This is a genomic window from Cytophaga aurantiaca DSM 3654 (assembly GCF_000379725.1).
Classification (GTDB): Bacteria; Bacteroidota; Bacteroidia; order Cytophagales; family Cytophagaceae; genus Cytophaga; species Cytophaga aurantiaca.
Window position 1 is genome coordinate 31,188 of record NZ_KB903632.1, and the last position, 22,283, is coordinate 53,470.

The following is a 22,283-nucleotide window of genomic DNA, read 5'->3' on the forward strand; positions in this document are numbered from 1 at the left end:
ACAGGTACTTTTACGAAAATATTCATTTACAGTGACAAGTTGTGTTTCGTGTAGGATTATTTACTGGTATGATTCCCTTTATATAGATTACAAATCCACTTCCTGTATTTTCAGTATATAACACCAAACAGATGTTATATAATTCCCAAAAATAAAAAATCCCAAGCCTCAATTGAAGCTTAGGATTTTCATACAATATACTTTTAAAATAAACTTAATGCAACACTACAAACTTCTGTGTCTTGACACCATCGTTGCTATTGCTAATGCGTAAGGTGTAGAAACCATTTGCATAGCTTTGTGTATTGATTGTAAAGCCATCTGTACCATCCTTCAATGTACCTTGTCCTACTGTTCTGCCAAGCTCATCTACAATTACCCAATTGTATTCTCCTGAAAGTTTACCGTTTAAAATAACCGTAGTAAGATCATTCGCCGGATTCGGATACAAGGTCACAGTTGAGCTTACTTCAGTAGGATCGAAGATTGGAGTCGTAACTGTTGAACCCAAACCTTTATAAGCCACTTGATAAATTTCTTTTGTAACGTTGTCTTGTACGAAGGCGATCATGGCAAGTTTATTCGGATCATATATTCCCGCATTTGAATAGTCACAATCAAAAGTAATCGTAGCGCTACTATTTTTCGCCCATGTAGTTGAAAAACCTGTACCTGCTGCATCCGGAAGAAATTTTGCATGTACCCATTGATAATTGGTTTCTCCATTAATACCGGTTACATTACTAACATAACGTTCCAAAACAGATATGTATAATGTCACCGGATTTGAAACAGGAATATTTGCAGTAATATTTACTGTTCCAGTGATTGTTGAAGAAGTAAATGTTGGGTCAATTTTAATCTTAAATCCAGGATCTTTTAAAATTGCTTTTATAATTGTTGTATCCTGTAAAACAGTTGCTGGATGCCCTACAGATTCTGAACCGTTCACAACTGCATAAGGAATAATTGACACCCCATTAAATAATGATCTTGCTCCTGGATCAGCCGTATTACGATTATAGAAAGGATCAGGCAATGAGTAACCAACGTGATACTGCAGTCCAACAACATCTAATGGATACTGGTTTATTTTTGAATAAAACATTTCATTTTCAACCTTTGTTACCGGATAAGCATTATTGGTAAATTGTTCTATTAATAACATTTTAGTTCTTTCGCCTATCCATATATTGTCAAATGCGAATCCATCTGAAACATTTTTAGTAGAACCAAAAGCTACCCTAAAACGAATATTTTTATTTGAAGCAATCTCATTGTCTAATGTATAACGCGCATTCTTAAAACCTACGCTATCCATGTAAGACCATCCATACTGACCGACACTCTGTTCACCTGGATTTCCTGCAATCCCGAAGTCATCATACCAGTTAATCCCTATTCCCTTTTCATTTTTCCCTAATGTTTCCCAAACTTTACCATCGTATGAATATTGTAATGCTGCACCATTAAGTTTATCAAGAGTCGCATTCCAGATATCCAATGTAATCATGGGACGCGTTAAACTATCCATACTAAAACACGGACTATAAACATAGGACTGCTCAAGTGGTTTATTAGAGCCCGTCAGGCCTGTCACCCAAAAATTATTTGCAGTTGTTTTAATTACTGATTTAGAAGGCTGTCCCCAAATCCATGTCGATACAGTATCAGCTACACTGCTTGAAACCCAGCCACCACCGTCTGCTTGAAAATCATTTACATAAGGTGTATTAGGACCCAGCACCTTTGCTGGAAGTATATAAACATTTTGAGAAAGTTTAGCTTTACATTTGTAATCAGACACTGCCTCTAAAGATACTTCGTAAATACCAGGTCCGCTGAATTGATGGTTTATATTTCCAAACAAAGGATCTGTAACAGTAGATCTGATAATATTTCCTGAAGACGTTCCATTTGAAAAGTCCCAGCGAATTGTATCAATGTTTCCAACTACAATACTGGATAAATTCTTGAACTGTGTATTTTGCTGATTACAGATTTCATCCCAAGTAAAGTTTATTTTTGGATATGAGCCTATTGTAATTATTTTCTTTTCTACATTTTGACATCCCTGACTTGTTATTGTTGTATAGTTTATACTATGGCTTCCTGCAGATAAATTTGTATCTAAATCTTTCTTTATGAAATTTTTAGAATCAATCTCCCAAATCCATTTATTAATTATACTTGAGGAAACACCTGAGCCTGAATTAAAAGTAGTAAATGAGTCTCTAAAACGAATAATATCTTTTTCACAAACAGTAGACAAACTAAAGTCTGGTTCAGGCTTACCAAAAACAATTGTAGATATCGTTGAATCTTCACTACAACCATTTAAATCCTTAAAAGTATAGGTGATAAAATGCTGTCCTACTCCTGCTAAATCCGGGATAAATTTTGAACCCGCAATTGCACTTGAAATAGGATTACTTGAAAATCCTCCAGACAGCCCAGTAGAAGGAAGAGGAAAAGGGTTTAATTCAGCGATCGAATCTTTGTCGCAATACTTAGGTTTAAGTCCTGTAAAATATACTAATGGCAATGAATTTATAACAACAGTATCGATAATTGAATTGGTACATTGATTCGCATCTTCGTATGTATATTTTAGATAATATGTATCAGGATTTCCATTTGACGGTAAAAATTTCAATGGTGATTGTTGCAATGGATTTTTTATAATAGATGCTTGCACTTTTGCTGTTATAGAAACAGCCCCTCCACTTGGAGAACCATTTAAACTTACATCAGAACTACCAAAACAATACGCAGCACTAGTACTGTTATTTGTAAGACCGAACAAATGAACTTCTGGAAGTTTATTAACTGTTGTTTCAAATGTAAAGCTATTAATACAGCCTTGAGGAGACTGATAAGTATATGTAATTAGATATTTTTTCGAATCTAATTCAGTATCAGCAAGCTTAGATGGTTTAAATATCGGTTTATTAAGACTATTTGTATCAACAATATTATTGAAATAGCCTTTACCTCCAGCAGGTATTATATTCGCATTAACTACAATAGTTGCTGGAACTTCGGAGACACAATATGAAGATTTAACTCCTGAAAATCCAACATTTTTAGGAAGTGATAACACCAATGTTGAATCAAGAACAGAAACTGTACAACCATAACTATCCGTATATGTTGCATTCATCTTAGCATACGTATTGTCTGGAATATTTTTCGATGAAAATTTATTATTCGACACGCCATCACCAAAAAAACTAATACCACTTCCTGTACGATTTACAGAAGCAGACAATACAACTAAAGAATCTGACTTACAATATTGAGGAGCTAAATTATTAATTTTAATGACTGGCTTATCGATTACATATACATATGAAATGGTTTTACCTTTAGTAGGATCAGTAAATACAATCATATAATATGTTCCCAAAACAGGAGCATTTGACGGCTTAAATGTACCAATTCCATTGTCATTAAACGGATCATAAATCATTAATGATGAATAATCCGCATTAGTAAAATATTCAACGCATGTATATTTGCCAATACCATTTGGTATTGACATAGTTACATCAGAAGATGTAGGACAATAATAGGTGCCTAATCCGTTTATTACTCCTCCACTTGGCTTAGACACATTGATAGTTTTTGTTTTTGTTGCAATACAACCATTGGGAGCTTCTAATGTTCTTGTAATGGTTGATGTTCCTTCCCCAATTACATTTGGATAAAATCGAGAAACGCCTAACGAGTTCGTTGAAACTCCATTTCCAGTTACAGTAATTATTCCACCATTAGTTGGATTTGATTGATCCCCTGTAATTAATATTGAATCTTCTGTATTGAAATAACTTGCCTCACTAGGGCTAGTTATTGTAACGGATGGAGATTGCAATATTGTTGTTTGCTGAGTATACGAGCCTTGACAACCATTATTTGTATAGGTATATGTTACAGATTTATTTGTTCCAACTCCAGCATTAGTTGGATTAAAAAAAGTTGTATTCACAATACCACTACCTGAAAATGTTCCTCCTGCTGGAAAGCCTGTTAATAAAATTTCCTGATCAGCGCTACAACAGGAGTTGGGCAAACCAAAAAAAGTAACTGACGGAATTGGTTTAACCAAAATATGTACAGTATCTGATCCCGGACATCCATTATCTGTAGCAGCATAAGTAATTATATATGAACCTGCTCCTGCCTGACTTGGCTTAAATGTATTTCCTGTTAATCCCGAAGATGCTGGAGAAACGGAATAAGAACCTCCATTCGGACTACCGTTTAAATTAATATCCGACCCATTTGAACAAACAATTTTAGCTGTAGCATTAAGATTTACATATGCGCCGGCACTTGTTACAACAGCATGCACTTTATTATCGCCAGAATTATTTCCAACTTGCATGGCATTACCACTACGAACTAAATTTTGTGAACCTGAGGGGCTATTTGCTCGTATTTGAATATTACTCAGTACAAATTTGTCTGTAGTTGCAGTAGCATTTATAAAATAAATAAGTGTAATTTTTGATGCCGTAACCGTTAATGCAGAAAAAGTAATATCATTCCCGGTAGCAGTAACAGAGCCATTTCCAGGATTAAACTCAAAGTTGGATGGAGCATTGATTTCATATGTTTGTACATTCCCTGAAATCGAAAATTCTGTTGCAGCAGATTCTGCAATCGTAATATTTCCAATTGTTGTATAAGTAGTTCCTACACATAAATTAAAACTCCCACCAGAAGTAACATTAACATTTGCAAGAGTATCCGTTACCAGAACGAATAAACAAGCAAGCACAATATATAGGCGTTTAGAAAACATAAGGTCTTAATATTTTTTATTACAATACATTTAAATTATTTTAATTCTCCGTTTGATGTCAAATGAATTAAAGACATTACACTATTTGATCCTGTTGCATTACCACCAAATTGTATAGTAGCAGATACGATAAAACTTCCATCAGCAGTTTGTTTTGCCGAAGCACCATAATCATTGCCGCTTCCTCCGAATTGCTTCGTCCAAAGAACATTTCCTTGTGAATCCGTGCGCATTACAAGCACATTACTCATACCATTGTCGGCGTCTATTGTTGAGCCTGTAATAATAAATCCACCATCTGCATTTAGACTAAAATCAGTAGCAATATCATTCCTTGCTGTACCAAATTCTTTATAATAATTTTTAGAAACTGAAGAAGTAGAAATATTTAGTTTCATAATATAAATCTCAGAATTGGATGTACTGGTTGTATTCCCCAATACAAAAGCGCTCCCGGGTATTGATAAAATATCTACTGCATTTGCAATATTAGGCTCTACGATTGCACCATTTTTATCATAACTTGAAGTAGCATCATACGCGCCATCAATTTTAAGTTTTCCTGTAGTAATAAGTATGTTAGATTGCGATGTAGAAGGTAAATATGTTGATGCACTCGTAAGATAAACAGAATCTTTCAGTTGCTGAATTGCAGTCCCAACATTCATAGCGTTATCTACTCCAAAAATTGCTTCCCACTCTTTCGTAAAAACAGGATCTACTTTTACAAGATACACAGCCGATACTGCTTTTATTGTTTGAGTTGTCGATCCTATTACAATATATCCTTGATCATTTGTCAATAATATTTTATTTCCTTTTTCTTTAAAATTTAAATTGCCGTATGTGAATTCCTGATATTGTGTACCATCACTATTCAACTTAACAATCCATACATCTGTACTAGAAGATGAAGCGCTTTCAGCTTTAGAACCAACAACCACATAACCACCATCAGTAGCAACCTCTATCCAATTCCCCTCATCATCACCTGCACCACCCAATACTTTGTTCCATTCTTCGTTTCCGAATTTATCTGTCTTTATAACAAGGATCTGTTTACCGTCACCGTATGAATCCGTAGTACCTACCAAAACGTAACCGCCATCGGGAGTCAAGGCTACGTTGCCTGCCTTTTGTGTGCCGCCTTTTCCGTAATATTTAATAAAACTATTTGCCTGTTCGGGTTGAATTTTCTCCTTACGGCAGCTACCCAACACCAGTGCTACAGATGTTAGTAAAAGAAAAATGGTATATGCCTGTTTCTTATTTTTCATGAGTAGGTAATTTTTTAGGCTTGTAGAATGATTTGTAATATCCTACAGAAAACATCAGTGAATTCAGTGTGAAGTTATTGTCTATGTATCCGTACTTATAGACCAGATCTGAATTGCTATATTTATTATCTGGATTAGAAATATTATTCAACCCATACATATATTTCACATCAAGTACCAAATAGCCGTAGCCGGCTTTGTAACGAATCCCGCCACCACCTACTAAGGAGTAGTTAAACATGTTGCGCAGGTCGTGTGTATTCACATCCGGACCGATCGCCTGATTGGATTGCGTATTGACATCTTTACGGGTAATGTTGGCTTTTGAATTCAGCATCATAGAAACTGCTGCCCCGCCCTGCAGGTAATAGCGCAGCTTCTGCTGCCCCATGGTATACTTCAGCACAACCGGCAGTTCAAGCCACAACTGAGTTTCCTTTGACACCAGCTCTGTATATTCAAGCAGTGTATTTTTATACTGATACTTTTTAAAGGAAAGTAATAAATCCGTACCTAAGGTGAATTTTTTATTCAGATAGATATCTGCATTAAAACCAAATTGCAGGTTCAACAATCCTTTATACTCTCCGGTATTTTCGCCTGTATTGTATACACCATACGGCACAAAGGAATTGGGTCTGGTGACATTCATTCCCACTTTAAAACCCAATGCATAAATAGGTTTCGTACGATACGAATTAAATAGATTAATAAATTCAGATGGATCAGTCACCGGATTTACCTGATACTCCGGATCTGTTTTTATCAATTCCAGGAAATACCTATTGGCTTCCTCATCTCTGCCATCAAATAACTTGGAAAGAATAATTAACCTGTATGCCTGCAGCTTTTCAAACTTACTGAACCCGTCTTTCTGAATACACGGGAGCAACATTCCTTCAATCGCATCAATGCGGCCAGCTTCATAGGTTTTCTCAGAATCTCTCAACAACTGTACGCAACGGTTTTCAATTATTGAATCTTTACTTTTATTCTGTGCAAGTATTGTTCCTGAAATCAGGAACAATACCATGCAACATAAAAATGTACCAAACGGAGTGAATCTCTTTTTCATCTTCCTCTCTCCTTAATATATTTTTTCCATATTACTTTCCTGACTTGGCAATTCCGGACACGTTAGCTCGTATGGAACACCTTCTTTTGCTACATATCGTTTCCACTCTGCTCCTGTCATGTTGCGTTTCAATAAACCACACATTTGCTCCGCCATAACCTTACTGCTTGTTGGCCATACACGAATGAGGTTATCACCGCAGCCTGCAATAAGTTTATCGCCATCCGGACTGAAACACATAGACCATACCCAGTTGCTGTGATCTTTTAATACCAACGGCTGTTCGCTCAACTCCGAAAGATCCCACACACGTATGGTTCCATCAAAACTAGCAGATGCTAATTTAGAATCGTCTTTACTGAATTGCATTTCATTCACACGTGCTTTGTGCCCAGGTAATGCTACAACCAAACGTTTGCCTTCAACATCCATAATTTTAATCACACCTAAATTATTAGCGATGGCTAAGAATTCTCCGTCGTGACTATATACCAAACTGTACACTGCACTTGTACTTTTATCAATGGAATAGGATTTGAATTCATTGTACAAGGATACAATTGTAGTTTCGCCAAGATCATTTGACACAGCAACAATACGTCCCTTCGGATGTACTGAAACTGCTTTAATGTTTGATTTGTCGCGGTATACAGTCGTTGATTTCCCTGTAGCAAGATCCCATAGGATCACTGTACTATCCGCACTTGCTGAAACCAGTGCAGTACCATCTGAAGTAAAGCCGGTAAAGAATACATTCTTTTTATGTCCGCCGAGTATCACAGGCTGTGCTTCGGGTTTTGACGGATTAATAATACGAACATTTGTTGTTGCTCCGCCCAATGCGAGATATTGATTGCTTGGACTGATTGACAATCCAGCAAATGAGAAGGTGTTGTAATAAACGAGCGTTGGTTTCGGATTCATACTTCCAACGTCCCACTTAAAGATTTTCCCGTCGGAACCAGCTGTATAAATTGTTTTTCCATCTTCAGAATAGACAACGGATTTCACTGCATCTTTGTGACCATGCAATGCATTGTATTCAGAAGGTTTTAAATCTTTCAATGCATAATACAATCCGTCATAGATCTCGTGCTGATTCACATTTCCGCCATTCTTATCATAAAATCCGAAGGCCTGAAATGCCAGCAATCCCTTACGCATCGAATCATCTTCGATCTGTACCGAACGCACAGCCATAGATTGCGCAATAGACAATAAACGCAATTTATCCGCCCGTTCTTTTTCGGCATTTGCAGTACGCTCGTTGGCGATTGCCAGCTCGCTCTGCATCTCAGCAATTTTCTGCTGCTTGGTTGCTTCTGCAGCAAACTTTACTGCAATATTCCGTTGCTTCTGTGCTTCATCGAAGTTTTTCTCAGCTATATCCTGCTGATGTTTTGCTTCATCCGCAGCAATAACGGCTAATTCTTTCTGACGTTCTGCTTCTTTTGTTTGCTCTACAGCTATCACTTGTTGCGATTTGGCAAAAGCTTCATTCTGTTCCGCTTTTGCTTTTTGCAACAACGCTTCAGCTCGCTGCTGATCTGCTTCAACCATTTTTAATATAGAGAACACCAATGATCCTAAGGCCATGATGGTAAAGATGCCCAAAACCAATGCTACAGTACGCGCACGTTTCAACGCTTGCTTCTGTGCAAGTTCTTTTAAGCGTTGTTCTTCTTCATGTGCTTCATTACTGGTATCCAAAAACACCATTGCACGTTCAAAGGCAGAATCATAACGCTGTGCCCAAACTAAGGTCGGTTGATTTTTCTGTTTCCAGTTTAAAGCCAATTGCAGATCGGGTGGCCTCCATAAACCTGCTTTACCTATCTGGTAACTGGATGCTGCATCCGATAAACGTATGTACATCTGTGCAGACTCACCTTCTTCTTCTACCCATTTTTTTAAACGGGTCCAGATGCGCATCAAACTCTCGTGTGAGATATCTATGATACTGTCTGAATCAAGAGCGATATGCACAGGCGGCATTAATAACGAACGGCCTTCTATTCTGAAGTGATCGACTATGAGAGCCATATCGTCTTCACTGCAGCCAGCTACTTTTGCTATTGTTGACAGTTTGGTAGGTCTGCGGATACCTGCCGAATCAGAACCTTTCTCTGTTAAGGTTTTAAATAATATTTCACAATAGAATTTCTGCTGTTCGGTAAGTTCATCGTACGCTTCATCGGCGTGCTGAGACAAGGCACCGGACATTGAGCCAATGGCTTCGTAATGTCTTAGATCTAAAACTTCATTGGGTTCGTGATTCTCTGCCCAGAACGTCCAGGTACGCATCAAGGCGTGCTGTATGATCGGCAGCTGATCGGGATTGTCTCCTAGATCATTTAACAACTGCTGAACCAAACGCGAAGATATTTCTGCGCCACCCACCGCAACTGGCCCTTCGATTGCCAAACGTTTCTGTTCGCGCACCATTTGCGGAATCAGATAGTGACTCTCATTGATGTATTTAGTAAGCTCAGGGAACTGTGCGCAATCGCCAATAAAGTCGGAGCGCATGGTAAGCACTACATAGATATTTGACTTTAGATCTTTCACCGCTTCCATCAATAAATTGATGTAGGCTAATGATTCATTGGCTGAATTTGTGTCTTCGCTTCTTTTAAAACGAAACAGTTCTTCAAACTGATCGGCTACAATTAATATATTGTGCCCGTTATCCAGATGCAATTGTTTTACCGCCTCTATTAAACCCAGCGATGAACTTTTAAGTAACGTTGAAGTAATTGTCTTCTTTAATTGCTTGTCGTCATTGTCTGCAACCAGATAACTTCCATCTTTTTGAAGCAAGGCTTCTGAAAGATTATCGATCGGACTACCTCCCGGACGTGTTGTAATTACATGCCAGTTCGGGCCAATGTGTGATAAGAAACCACCGTATAAAATCGGGATAACTCCGCAAAACATAAACGAAGATTTACCACTGCCTGACGCACCGATAATCCCAACAAATTTATTTTTTGAAAGTTTATCTAAGACTTCATCGCTTTGGCCTTCTCTGCCAAAGAATAAATGACTTTCATCTACGTGAAAAGCACGCAACCCTGGAAATGGATTTTGCTTTGCACGCGTGAGTCCAATGTGTTCTTGATCGATAAGATGTAGAAAATCGCTCATACTCTTATACCGTTATTTGTTTCAGAAATGGGTGAATAATCTCTTTCTCAAAACTTCCTGATGTACCACGAATAATTGAGAAATTATATTGATTGTAATATCCTGTATCGATTGGTTTATCTGTAGTCAAATAAATTGCCTTACCAATCATATTTTTCTTTCTTCCGAATCCAGGCGCCTTCAATATATCCAGCACCTTACTTTTTAGCCATTGTTCAGAAACCTGATCGCAAAAAACCAGACACGAATCACAGGCATTTAAATTATTGCGATGTCTTGAACGAACCTCCATAATGTCTCCTTCAAACATTGGAAGCAATACATCAAAGCCGTTTTGTTTTAGATGATTTACAATTGGCTGGCATTTATTCATATCAATGGCATCTACAATCACATAGATATTTTTACCTGTATTCGATGACAATTCTGCATCCGGTATAAAATAACTGTGTCCCTTTTCATCTTTGATCGAAGCAAGTTCTCGCTTGATCAACGATTTAAATTCTTCTATCGGAATTTTTAATACCTCTGCACCATTCATAGATTCTGTGCTGCTTACAAATGATTCCATCAACAGTTGCTGCTTATCGTCCGCGAAATTTATTTCCTGCGGAATCCATATCAATCTTCTGAATGGCGCACTGCCTTTCTTATTATTGCTGTAGTCAACTGCAATATGATTTTGAAGTTTCATTAACCGAACCTCTTCCCGTTGATCGTATTCCTCATCAATAAAAGAAGCGCCCATCAAATGAATGGATAGTTTACATTTATCCAGATCGGCTTTAATAGCATCGATGGTTTCAGGTGCATCTAAAGAAAGTACTTTATCCGGCAATACATGGTATCCATGTCTTTCCAATTCGCGACGAATGATATTTTTCTGTATCAATAGATCATTGCCTGTTTCTGCCAGATATACACATTCATCCGGCATGGCATCTACAGTCTTATGTTTATTCTCACTACCGATCGCTTGAGGTTGATTGTAGTAAATAACCTTATATATATCATACGCCAAATCTACGAGGCGCATCCAGTATGTCTTCTCTGCATCCTGTCCGAAAAAGGCATTAAACTCTTTCATCAATCCGGTAAAGGGATCGTACATGAATAAATCATAGCTCACCATTTCACGCAACAGCGGATGATATTTTTCAGGTTCTACAAAAGATTTAGATGCCTTAAACATTCTAAGCTTACCGTCGATGCGCATATTCATCGGATTATTCATCAACTGACGTAAATATTCTGCTTCTTTGATGAACTCTCCTGAAACAATGTATTCCGGAGAAACCAGGTAAATTACCACACAGGCTTTTTCAAAAGGATTAAAACCTGGTTCCGTCACTTCTTGACTTGTTATAATCTTAGGATGATGCTGAAGCAGTTGAGATATTAATGTGTCCAGGAATTTTTTAAAATTATCTACCCAGCCAGCATCATAGCCTGAAAGCTTTTCATTATCCTTTTCAGTATAACTTAAAAATATGTCGTATTCAAAAGCCATTTCGTTTTTTGCTTTATTTAACTACTAGTTCGTTTTTATTATATGCTTCTTCCAGCTCCTTGTTCAATGCAGGAATTACTGCGCGAGACAATACATAATAACTGGAAACAATGTCGAAGAAACGATCTTTATCAATTTTAAATAAGATCGTATCTACAGCTGCTGCAACAGTAAAATTCATTACATCTGTATCCAGAATTAATTCATCTCCCAATAAATATTTTGATCCATATTCGCCTTCAACAGTACCATCGGCATTAAAGAGTGATATCATTCCTGAATAAACTATAACCACAGGATGTGAGCCATTTAAACTATTCTGAAATAAGACTTCTCCTGCTTTAAGATTTACTTCTTCAATATGGTCTGCCATAATTGCCAGCAATCCACCGGAAATATTTGAAAATACAGGTATTGATTTCAAGAAGATAATTTTCGAAAACAGAAGCGATTTCCATTGAGTAGCTTTAGTAGAAAAAATCAATGCATCCAGTTCTTTTCTATGTCTCTCTGAAATTCGCAGACTAAGTGTTTGATACGTTACAGGAGCAATGGTATAAATAACATGTGCGGTAATTTCACGAATTAATTTATCCGGATTGAACAAATTTGCTACCAGCGTATCCGTTACTTTTATATCCTTCAAGGATAGTAACTTATTGATGGCACAGGCTTTTGTCCATCGGTTAATTTCATTGTAATCTTTATTGATCAGATGAAACAAAATTGTTTTTTCATCATATGATTCCCTTGGAAAATGCACCTGCAATTTTTCAATTTTCTCGGTTAAAGAGATCTGATCTAAAAGAGGAACCAACATTGGTTTTAACTCATCATCAATAAATACATCCAGCAATTCAATCGCATACAGAACCCCTTCAACCGTTCGGCTCTTAATATTTTCTTCTACTAATTTCACTGAAGCCTGATGATATATGAGAGACAATAACATGAAAATATTTTCATCGTTCTCTTCTATCTCTTCTAATAAAGCCTGATATAAAGGTGTTGGGTTTGTATGTTCCTTGATCTCATCTAAGGCTGCAATCTTCCATGCACATAAAGCAATTTCCTGCATCAGCAATTGTTTGATCTTACTTGCACGTTCTCCTTTCGCAATGTATGCCAGATTCCTTAGAGCAAGTAACGCTTCTGAAACAACTTTACGATCCGGATAATTGATCTTATTCCACAATACTTCAATGGCTTTATCTCCACCGATTTTAGAATACACCTGAATGATTCGTATTTTAGTTTGAAGATTCTGACCTGTTTTGTAAAATGCCAGGTCGAGTGTAGGTATCACTTTCTCTCCAATATATTGCAGACCTGAAGATGCTACATTCGCAAAACTCGGCAGAGATAAATTCTCTATCAGCAACATCCAATACTGTGTGAGTTTAATCGTACCTGCAGTCAACAAGGCTGACTTACGAACACGTGGATTTGATTCACGAAGTAAATCAAAAAGCTGACGTGCCATTTCTTCATTAAAATTATTTCGGATCAGCTTTACAGCTAATTCTTTATCAACCGGATTTTTAGAGCGCGATAGTTTTACAATATTATCAGAAGAAGAAACCATTTTTTCAACTTCATTCAAATTGGCTAAAGCATGCTCTGCCAAAGCTTTTGTTTCAATGGAGGTATCTGCTCTACCTATAATACCTTTTAAATTATCTGTTGCTGAAAGCAACTTTATATCTTCAATCTTTTTAAATACATAGTTTCGTACACGCACAGATGGATGATTGGTATATGAATACACTGTTTTTTCCAGCAGTGCGGGATCCAATCGCTCTGTCATTTTAAGCGTATTGATAATACGTGTTGCATTATCCGTTTTCATCTCCTGTAACAGAATTGCTTGTACAGATTTATCGTTGCTATCATCTAACAGATCTAAGTCGCCTCGTTGTGTAGTAAGCGTATCCTGAAGAGTTGAACGGTATTCAGTATACAGTTTAATGATCACATAGGCATAGATGCATGTCGCAATAATGAGGGCAACACTAAAATAGATCAACTGAAACGACAGTACTCCAAACAGAATAAGGAAGCCTGCGGCAACTACTACAGCAAACTGCCGGAATACACCTTCTACTTTAGTCTGAACATCGTGTCGGATTTTTGAATTGATGGGTAAGAAAAAGTTTTTATAAATGGGTTCTTCAAAAGATTCGATACAGGTTTGCAAAAAAATCTTACTCAAACAAACGAAAATGAAGAAGAGAATAAATGTTTCATTGATACCAAGCAAGGCATCATACTTCGTATCGCCAAAAAAACCGCCAACCAAAGCCGTGAGAATAGAAAAAACTCCGAGCAATACCGGTAAAATAAATAAAGACAATTTAACACCTATTGTGCTAATGATGCGATCTGCGCCTACCAATTGAAAGATCATATTGAACAGTGTCAATACTGTTCCATAACCCGCAAGAAAGTTCGCTAAATCAATATCATTTATATATACACGTCCGTCTTCGCTCACTTCCCTATAGGCTTCCAAACCTGCAGAAAAAAAAGAGAATTCCATAAACTGTAAAATGATAACCGACACCAAAGATAACTGAGCCAGTAAACGGATATACTTATTATTAAACAACTGCTTGATATCCGGAGATGCTTCCAGTTCTGCTTTTTTATTTATAGTAACAAGCTTTTCGTTTGAATGCTGACTAATGAAAAGCTGATACAATAAAAATGATAGAACCATTGCCCCTACACTAAAATAGAAGTAATCCACAACAGGTACATCCGATGGAATAAGGAATACAACGAAAAAGGCAATAACCGTTGCAAACATTTGTCCCTGATCTACTGTACCCGTTAATCGCTTTTCATTTCGTAAGTTGAATGAGCGTCCGATAATGCCGTAAAAACAGAGTAAGGTTAAGGCGTTAATACTTCCCAAACTGGCAAATACCAGATAACGCAACTTATGTATTTCTGGAAAAGTTTGTAGTAAATACGTAAAAACAACGATGGTGATTAATACTAATATTAATGTAATTCGTGCTAATCGCGAGAACGGAATTCGTTTTTGAAAGTATGCAAAGATCAATGTTGAAAAAACTCCTAATAAACCGGAAAATAAAAAGGCCTCAGAGATCCTCTTTTGATCGTAAACCTCAAGAAACATGGTACTGGATCCAATGTCATAGGTTACGATACTTATCCCCAAAAAAAATGAAAAAGACAATAATAACAGCACAGGTTTTAATTCTCCCGGCTCTATATCTAGAAGCTTGTTTAAATACTTTTTAAAAAACTTTTTCATCCTTATTTAAGCACATTATTTCTGCAACATAATAATACAATTTTATGTGCTTTTATATAAGTTTTCGTTAAAATTTAACATTAAATTCTTGGAATAAGTAAATTTAATCGCCTAAAAATAAAACTAATCCTATCCATATAACTTAATACCATTACAGCAATGTAAGACACCTCATCTTAAATAAATACAAAAAAATAAATGCAGGTAACCTGTAAAAAATGAATACATATCCACAGAAACCAAAAAAAGAGTGTCGCTAATTGGGCAACACTCTTTTTCAATATTATAAATTATAACTGTATTCTTAACTTAATTCGCCATTTCAGCTTCTGCAAACTCTTCAGTTGGTATACAGCTGCAGAATAAGTTACGATCTCCATAAGCACTATCAATTCTGCTAACTGAAGGCCAGAATTTCGTTGTCTTCAAATAAGGCAGCGGATATGCGGCTTTTTGTCTTGAGTACGAACGTGTCCATGCATCTGCTGTAATAACACTTGCTGTATGCGGTGCATGTTTCAATACGTTATCCAATTTATCTGCTTTGCCGTTTTCTATTTCTGCTATTTCAGCACGGATCGAGATCATTGCATCGCAAAAACGATCCAACTCATGCATCGATTCACTTTCCGTAGGTTCGATCATTAAGGTTCCTGCAACGGGGAATGAAACGGTTGGTGCATGGAAACCATAATCCATCAAACGTTTCGCAATGTCTTCTACTTCAATTCCGATCGTAGTTTTAAATGCTCTGCAATCCAAAATAAATTCGTGCGCGCAATGACCATTTGTACCTGTATATAAGATCGGATAGTGCTTCTCTAACCGGGCTTTGATATAATTTGCATTTAGAATGGCATTTTTTGTTGCATTCGTCAAACCTTCTGAACCCATCATTGCAATGTATGCATACGATATCGGAAGAATGCTTGCACTTCCCCATGGCGCAGCAGAAACAGCATGAATAGCTTTTGCACCACCTGTTTTAACAACAGCATGCCCCGGAAGGAAAGGTTTTAAATGTGCTGCAACACCAATCGGACCAACACCCGGACCGCCACCACCGTGAGGGATACAGAATGTTTTATGCAAATTCAGATGGCATACATCCGCACCGATACTGCCCGGAGAAGTTAAACCTACCTGCGCATTCATATTGGCACCATCCATGTATACTTGTCCGCCGTGCTTATGAATCGTTTCGCAGATCTCAATGATCGTTTCTTCAAACACACCATGTGTAGATGGATACGTAACCATCAGACAGGATAGATTTTTACTATGTTGTTCTGCTTTCGCTTTTAAATCTGCTACATCAATATTACCTGCATCATCACACTTCACAAGTACAACCTGCATCGCAGCCATTACAGCACTTGCCGGATTGGTACCGTGTGCAGAAGTCGGGATCAATGCAATGTTACGGTGTGTATCGCCTCTGCTTTCGTGGTATGCACGAATCACTAATAAACCTGCATACTCCCCTTGCGCGCCGGAGTTCGGCTGAACAGAAACACCTGCAAAACCCGTAATTTCAGATAACCAGGATTCAATGTTATCAAATAAACGATGATACCCTTTCACCTGCTCTGCCGGAACAAATGGATGTATCTGTCCTACTTCCGGCCAGGTAACCGGAATCATCTCCGTTGTGGCATTCAACTTCATGGTACAAGAACCCAATGAAATCATTGAATGTGTAAGCGATAGATCTTTATTTTCTAATTGTTTTAAATAACGTAACATCTCATGTTCCGTATGGTATGTATTAAATACCGCGTGTGTCATGAATGATGATGTACGAGCTAATTCTTTAGGAAGAGATGCTTCAACTTGTAAATATTTAGCAACAAGATCAGTTGAAGAAACTGTTTTACCGGACACTTCTACAAATACTTCTACAAGATTTTTCAGATCCGCTACAGTTACAGATTCATCCAGTGCGATAATAACTTCTTCGCCTTCGTAACGCAGATTGATCTGACGTTTTTCTGCCGCTACTTTTATTACTGAACCTTTGGTATGTACATTCAATGATAGCGTATCAAAATATGCCGCATTCAATTGTTCAAAACCTAATTCTTTTAAGATCGAAGTTAATGCAGTTGCAAAGCCATGTACGCGCGACGCAATCTGTTTCAAACCTTGTGGACCATGATACACAGCATACGATGCCGCGATCACTGATAATAATACCTGAGCGGTACAAATGTTTGAAGTCGCTTTCTCTCTGCGTATGTGTTGTTCGCGTGTCTGTAACGACATACGATATGCTTTTTTACCTTCGGCATCGATGGATACACCAATGATACGTCCCGGCAATTGACGTTTGTATTCTTCTTTCGTTGCAAAGAACCCTGCATGCGGACCGCCAAAGCCCATAGGCACACCAAAACGTTGTGAAGAACCAAACACAACATCCGCGCCCATTTCACCCGGGGATTTAATAAGTGTTAAACTTAATAAGTCTGAACCGAATGCTACCAATGCATCGCCTGCATGAATCTTAGAGATCAAGCTTGTATAATCTGCAACTTGTCCATCGCAATCCGGTGATTGAAGCAATGCACCGAAAATGTCGTTGCGTGTATAATCTACTGTTGTTGGATCAACAATTTCCAACTTAATACCAAGTGGTTCTGAACGTGTTTTCAATACATCCAGTGTCTGAGGAAATGTGAATGGAGATACAACAAATGTCTGTGCATCTTTCTTCGCACCTTTACGCAAGCTATGGATCAAGGTCATTGCCTCTGCTGCTGCTGTTGCTTCGTCCAATAAAGACGCATTCGCGATCTCCATACCTGTAAGATCACATACCATTGTCTGGTAATTGATCAAGGCTTCCAAACGGCCTTGTGCGATCTCAGCCTGATAGGGTGTATACGCAGTGTACCAACCCGGATTTTCTAATATATTTCTTAAAATAACCGTTGGCGTGAGCGTATTGTAATAGCCCAAACCAATATATGTTTTGTAAATCTGATTTTGAGAAACTATTTTTTTGAATTCTACTAAAAACTCTTCTTCACTTAAAGGCTTAGGTAATTGCAAAGGCTTCGCAAGACGAATATTTGCAGGCACGGTTTCATTAATCAATTGGTCTAATGAACCGACACCGATTGCTGTCAGCATAGCTTCTTTTTCTGAAGCGGATGTACCAATATGTCTTTCCTGGAAGGTACCTCTTTGGGTCAAATCTATTTTCATAACAGTAGAACTACTAAATACTAAGGATTGTTCCGAATGAAAATATCATCCGAAGCATCACAAATTTACAAAATTGCCTGCTCAATGGGGGCTTTTGCCAAGTACCTGTGGATAAATAATATTCCCTTAAAATTTAGTAGATTTACAGTATGAATATCCCGATGAAAAATATAACCTATTGTATCGCATCTGTTGCTACTTGCTTGCTGTTGATCAATGCAAGGCCGGTACCAAACGAAGCCGAAATCAAAGCCTCTGCAATCCAATCCATTACAGCTAAAGATTTATCAGAATACCTGCACATAGTGGCTTCTGACAGCATGGAAGGACGAGCTACAGGTGAACGTGGACAAAAGAAAACTGCTACATATCTCGCTACTAAATTCAAGGAATTCGGACTGTTGCCGGCTGTGACTACCGCTACGGGCAAAAGCTATTTCCAGGAGTTCACACTGATCGAAAAAAAGTGGGGCGATGTGTACATGAAAGTAGACAAACAAAACAAAGTATTCTTAAAAGACTTCTATGCATACGGAGATGTTTGTCTGCCGGAAGAGACCTCTATGAAGATCGTATGTGCGGGCTACGGCATTGAATCTCCACGATACAATGATTATTCATCTATCAATGTAAAAGACAAAGGAGTAATCATCTTTACGGGTGAGCCATTCAAAGATTCTTTGTCCTTAGTAACCGGCACGAAAAAAATATCAAGCTGGGCAAACGACTGGCGTGCAAAGTCAGAGCTTGCCTATAAAAAAGGTGCGAAAGCTGTATTTATCATTGTTGGAAATTCCGATAAAGATTTTGAAGCTCGATTGAATGCACTTAAAGACCACTTGAATGCGCCGACCATGGCTTTTTCTCACAAGAAAAAAGCGAGTGCATTCTTTGTTCCCATCAGCCTTGCGGCTCAAATGTTGAAGACAACGCCAGAGGCAATAGCTGAATACAAAAAAAGTTTAAACCAACCGGTAGTTGCTACATACTCGTTCAAATCTGCTAAAGTTCTTGCAAAAGCTGGTGTAACAGAACGACCTGTAAACACGGAAAATGTATTGGGCATCATTGAAGGATCGAAATATCCGGAAGAAATTGTTGTATTGACTGCACATTACGATCACCTGGGAATTGAGAATGGTAAGATCTACTATGGCGCAGACGACGATGGCTCGGGCACAGTGGCATTACTTGAACTTGCACAAGCCTTTTCGCAAGCGAAAAAAGACGGTTTCGGACCGGCGCGTACGATCCTGTTCATGCCTGTAACGGGTGAAGAGCGTGGTTTAATGGGTTCTGAATATTATACAGACAAGCCTGTATTCCCATTAAAAAATACCGTTGTAGATCTAAACATTGATATGATCGGTCGCGTGGATGCTGCGCATGTGAATAACGAAGAATATGTGTATATTATTGGTAGCAATCGTCTGTCTACTGAATTACACACCATCAGCGAGAATGCGAATAAAGCGTCTGCAAATATTCAACTGGATTACACATACAATTCATTTGATGATCCGAACCGCTTTTATTATCGCTCAGACCATTATAACTTTGCAAAGAATAACATCCCTGTGATCTTCTATTTCTCAGGTGTTCACGAAGATTATCACAAGCCTACCGACACTGTTGATAAAATTCGATTTGAAAAAATGGCAAAAATCACTCAATTAGTATTTGCTACGGCATGGGAAGTTGCCAACATGGATCATCGTCTGGTGGTTGATGTCACTGAATAGGTTGAATTAGTTGATGATTGGTCGGACCACAAAAAAAGTGGTCTGACCAATGTACGCAAGTGGTCAGACGGCTTTTTTGCCGTCCGACCACTTCACAAACTGCATTGATAAAATATATGAAAAACTCTGAATCATTCTTACTGGATGCCGATTCAAAAACATTTGATCCGGAACACCGTCGTAAAATCAATTTTAATATTGGTCGTTACAACGATGCGGTAGCAAAAGGTTTCAGCCAATTCAGTAATCACGAATTAGGCAGACAACGTGCTTCGTATATAAAGACACAGGTAATTGAAAATCTTGATAAATATCTGATCGAGTTTGAAGCCAATTTTACACGTAATGGCGGTAAAGTAATCTGGGCGCAGGATGCAGCAGAAGCATTATCTGAAATTCATAAAATCTTAAAAGAAAAGAAAACACGCAGCGTTGTTAAATCCAAAACAATGACTACGGAAGAAATTCACTTTAACTCTTATCTTGAAAAGAACGGAATTCAATCTATTGAAACCGATCTTGGAGAATATATTGTACAATTGGCCGGACAAAGACCCTACCACATTGTTACGCCTGCTATGCACATGTCCAGACATGATATCTCTAAATTGTTTGAAGAGAAATTAGGTATTCCCTATACAGAAGATGCGCAGGAACTAACACTTACAGCCCGCAGAATTTTACGTGAAAAATATTTAGAAGCTGAAGTTGGTGTGTCGGGAGCAAATTTCTTAATCGCAGATGTAGGTGGCATTGCTGTTACTGAAAACGAAGGAAACGCGCGCTTATCAACTACATTCCCAAAAACACATATTGCTATTGTTGGTATTGAAAAATTAATACCTTCTCTTTCCGACTTAGGTTTGTTTTGGCCAATGCTGGCACAAAGCGGAACCGGGCAACAGGTTACAGTGTACAACACGGTATTAACTGGCCCTTGCAAACAAGGTGAAAGCGATGGACCGGAAGAAATGTATGTAGTGTTGCTTGATAATGGAAGAACAAATTTAATGATGGATGCAGAGAAACGTCAGGCATTAAATTGTATCCGTTGCGGAGCTTGTTTAAATATCTGTCCGGTATACCGAAACATTGGTGGTCACACCTATGCAAGTACCTACAGCGGACCAATAGGCTCTGTAATCACACCGCATCTCGACGGCATGGAAAAGTTTAAACACTTAAGCTTTGCAAGTTCGTTATGTGGCGCATGTACGAGTGTGTGTCCGGTGAAGATCGACTTACATAATCTTTTGCTTTTAAACAGAAATCAAAGTGTGAATGAAGGCTTAGCAGCAAAATCAGAACGCTTTGGATTTAAGCTTTGGATGAAAGCGATGAAAAACAGAAAACTATTGAACCTTCCGGGTGCAGGCTTAAAGAACTTTATGGTGAGTTTTATTTTCAAAAACTCCTGGAGCAAACGCAGAGAAGATATTCATGTAGCACCGAAGTCTTTCCAACAATTATGGAAAGAAAGGAAAGGGAATTCATAATTATAAATTATTCATAATTTTTACGTGGCTACATACAACGAACGTTTATTCGACGGAAAATCTTTCAGAAGCAAATTACATTATGCCCGTTATGAATGGGTGAATGCATGGATCAATAAATGGAAGCTTGAACCGTACAGTATGCTGGAGCTTGGATGCTACGATGGAAAAACCATTGACTTCCTTTCCAATAAACCTACTATATACGCCGGGTACGACGCCAATTGGGAAGGTGGTCTGGACATTGCAAAAACAAAATGGAAAGATCAGACAGCGTATTCGTTTCATACCTGCGAAAAACCAAATGACTTCAGTAATGACCATTTGTTGTACGATATAGGTGTTTGCTTAGAAACCCTTGAACATATTCCCGCTGTTGATCTGGAAGCGTATATCAAATTACTAAGTATCAAAACAACGAAGTATTGTTTGATCAGCGTACCGAATGAAAAAGGTCCGGTGTTATTTTTCAAACACATTATAAAAAGTCTTACTCAGAGCAAAGGACAAACTGAATCGTACACGATAAAAGAATTGCTTTATGGTTCGATTGGAAGAGTGGATAAAGTTGAACGTATTGACTGTGGCCATAAAGGCTTTGATTACGATGCGTTGGAAAAAATCCTTGCGAAGTATTTCATTGTTCTGAAAAAAGAATCAATCCCCTATTCTGCCATTCCGCATGCATTAGGTTTTAATATTGGTTTTGTTCTTAAGAAGAAATAATACTAACCAT

The 22,283-nt window shown here is 37.9% G+C and carries 10 protein-coding genes; 3 read left to right on the forward strand and 7 right to left on the reverse strand.

What is annotated here, in order from left to right; genetic code table 11:
• Window positions 1-214: 214 nt before the first annotated feature.
• From A3EE_RS0107765 to gcvP, 7 genes are all read right to left on the reverse strand, one after another.
• On the reverse strand, window positions 215-4,807 hold the full coding sequence (locus A3EE_RS0107765) for a T9SS type A sorting domain-containing protein (protein ID WP_018342880.1): 4,593 nt from the start codon (window positions 4,805-4,807) through the stop codon (window positions 215-217).
• Between the two features lie 35 nt (window positions 4,808-4,842).
• Window positions 4,843-6,084 (reverse strand): hypothetical protein, encoded by a 1,242-nt coding sequence (locus A3EE_RS0107770; protein WP_018342881.1) that lies wholly within the window; start codon window positions 6,082-6,084, stop codon window positions 4,843-4,845.
• A complete protein-coding gene (locus tag A3EE_RS0107775) occupies window positions 6,074-7,159 on the reverse strand; it encodes a porin family protein (RefSeq protein ID WP_033417701.1) in 1,086 nt (361 codons plus the stop codon). The genes A3EE_RS0107770 and A3EE_RS0107775 overlap by 11 nt, the downstream gene beginning before the upstream one ends.
• Before the next feature lie 12 nt (window positions 7,160-7,171).
• The gene (locus tag A3EE_RS0107780) at window positions 7,172-10,306 is read right to left on the reverse strand and encodes an nSTAND1 domain-containing NTPase (RefSeq protein ID WP_018342883.1); all 3,135 of its coding nucleotides are present in this window, start codon (window positions 10,304-10,306) and stop codon (window positions 7,172-7,174) included.
• A gap of 4 nt (window positions 10,307-10,310) precedes the next feature.
• Window positions 10,311-11,816 (reverse strand): hypothetical protein, encoded by a 1,506-nt coding sequence (locus A3EE_RS0107785; RefSeq protein ID WP_018342884.1) that lies wholly within the window; start codon window positions 11,814-11,816, stop codon window positions 10,311-10,313.
• 13 nt (window positions 11,817-11,829) lie between these two features.
• Window positions 11,830-15,099, reverse strand: a complete 3,270-nt coding sequence (locus A3EE_RS0107790; protein ID WP_018342885.1) for a hypothetical protein — start codon at window positions 15,097-15,099, stop codon at window positions 11,830-11,832.
• A gap of 309 nt (window positions 15,100-15,408) precedes the next feature.
• Complete coding sequence (gene gcvP / locus A3EE_RS0107795) at window positions 15,409-18,309, reverse strand: aminomethyl-transferring glycine dehydrogenase (RefSeq protein WP_018342886.1); 2,901 nt, start codon at window positions 18,307-18,309, stop codon at window positions 15,409-15,411.
• A gap of 161 nt (window positions 18,310-18,470) precedes the next feature.
• Here gcvP and A3EE_RS0107800 point away from each other — a divergent pair, with 161 nt between their 5' ends.
• From A3EE_RS0107800 to A3EE_RS0107810, 3 genes are all read left to right on the forward strand, one after another.
• Window positions 18,471-20,051 (forward strand): M28 family peptidase, encoded by a 1,581-nt coding sequence (locus tag A3EE_RS0107800; RefSeq protein WP_033417713.1) that lies wholly within the window; start codon window positions 18,471-18,473, stop codon window positions 20,049-20,051.
• 116 nt (window positions 20,052-20,167) lie between these two features.
• Window positions 20,168-21,547, forward strand: a complete 1,380-nt coding sequence (locus A3EE_RS0107805) for a LutB/LldF family L-lactate oxidation iron-sulfur protein (protein WP_018342888.1) — start codon at window positions 20,168-20,170, stop codon at window positions 21,545-21,547.
• Window positions 21,548-21,571: 24 nt separating this feature from the next.
• A complete protein-coding gene (locus tag A3EE_RS0107810; RefSeq protein ID WP_018342889.1) occupies window positions 21,572-22,273 on the forward strand; it encodes a class I SAM-dependent methyltransferase in 702 nt (233 codons plus the stop codon).
• Window positions 22,274-22,283: the final 10 nt, after the last annotated feature.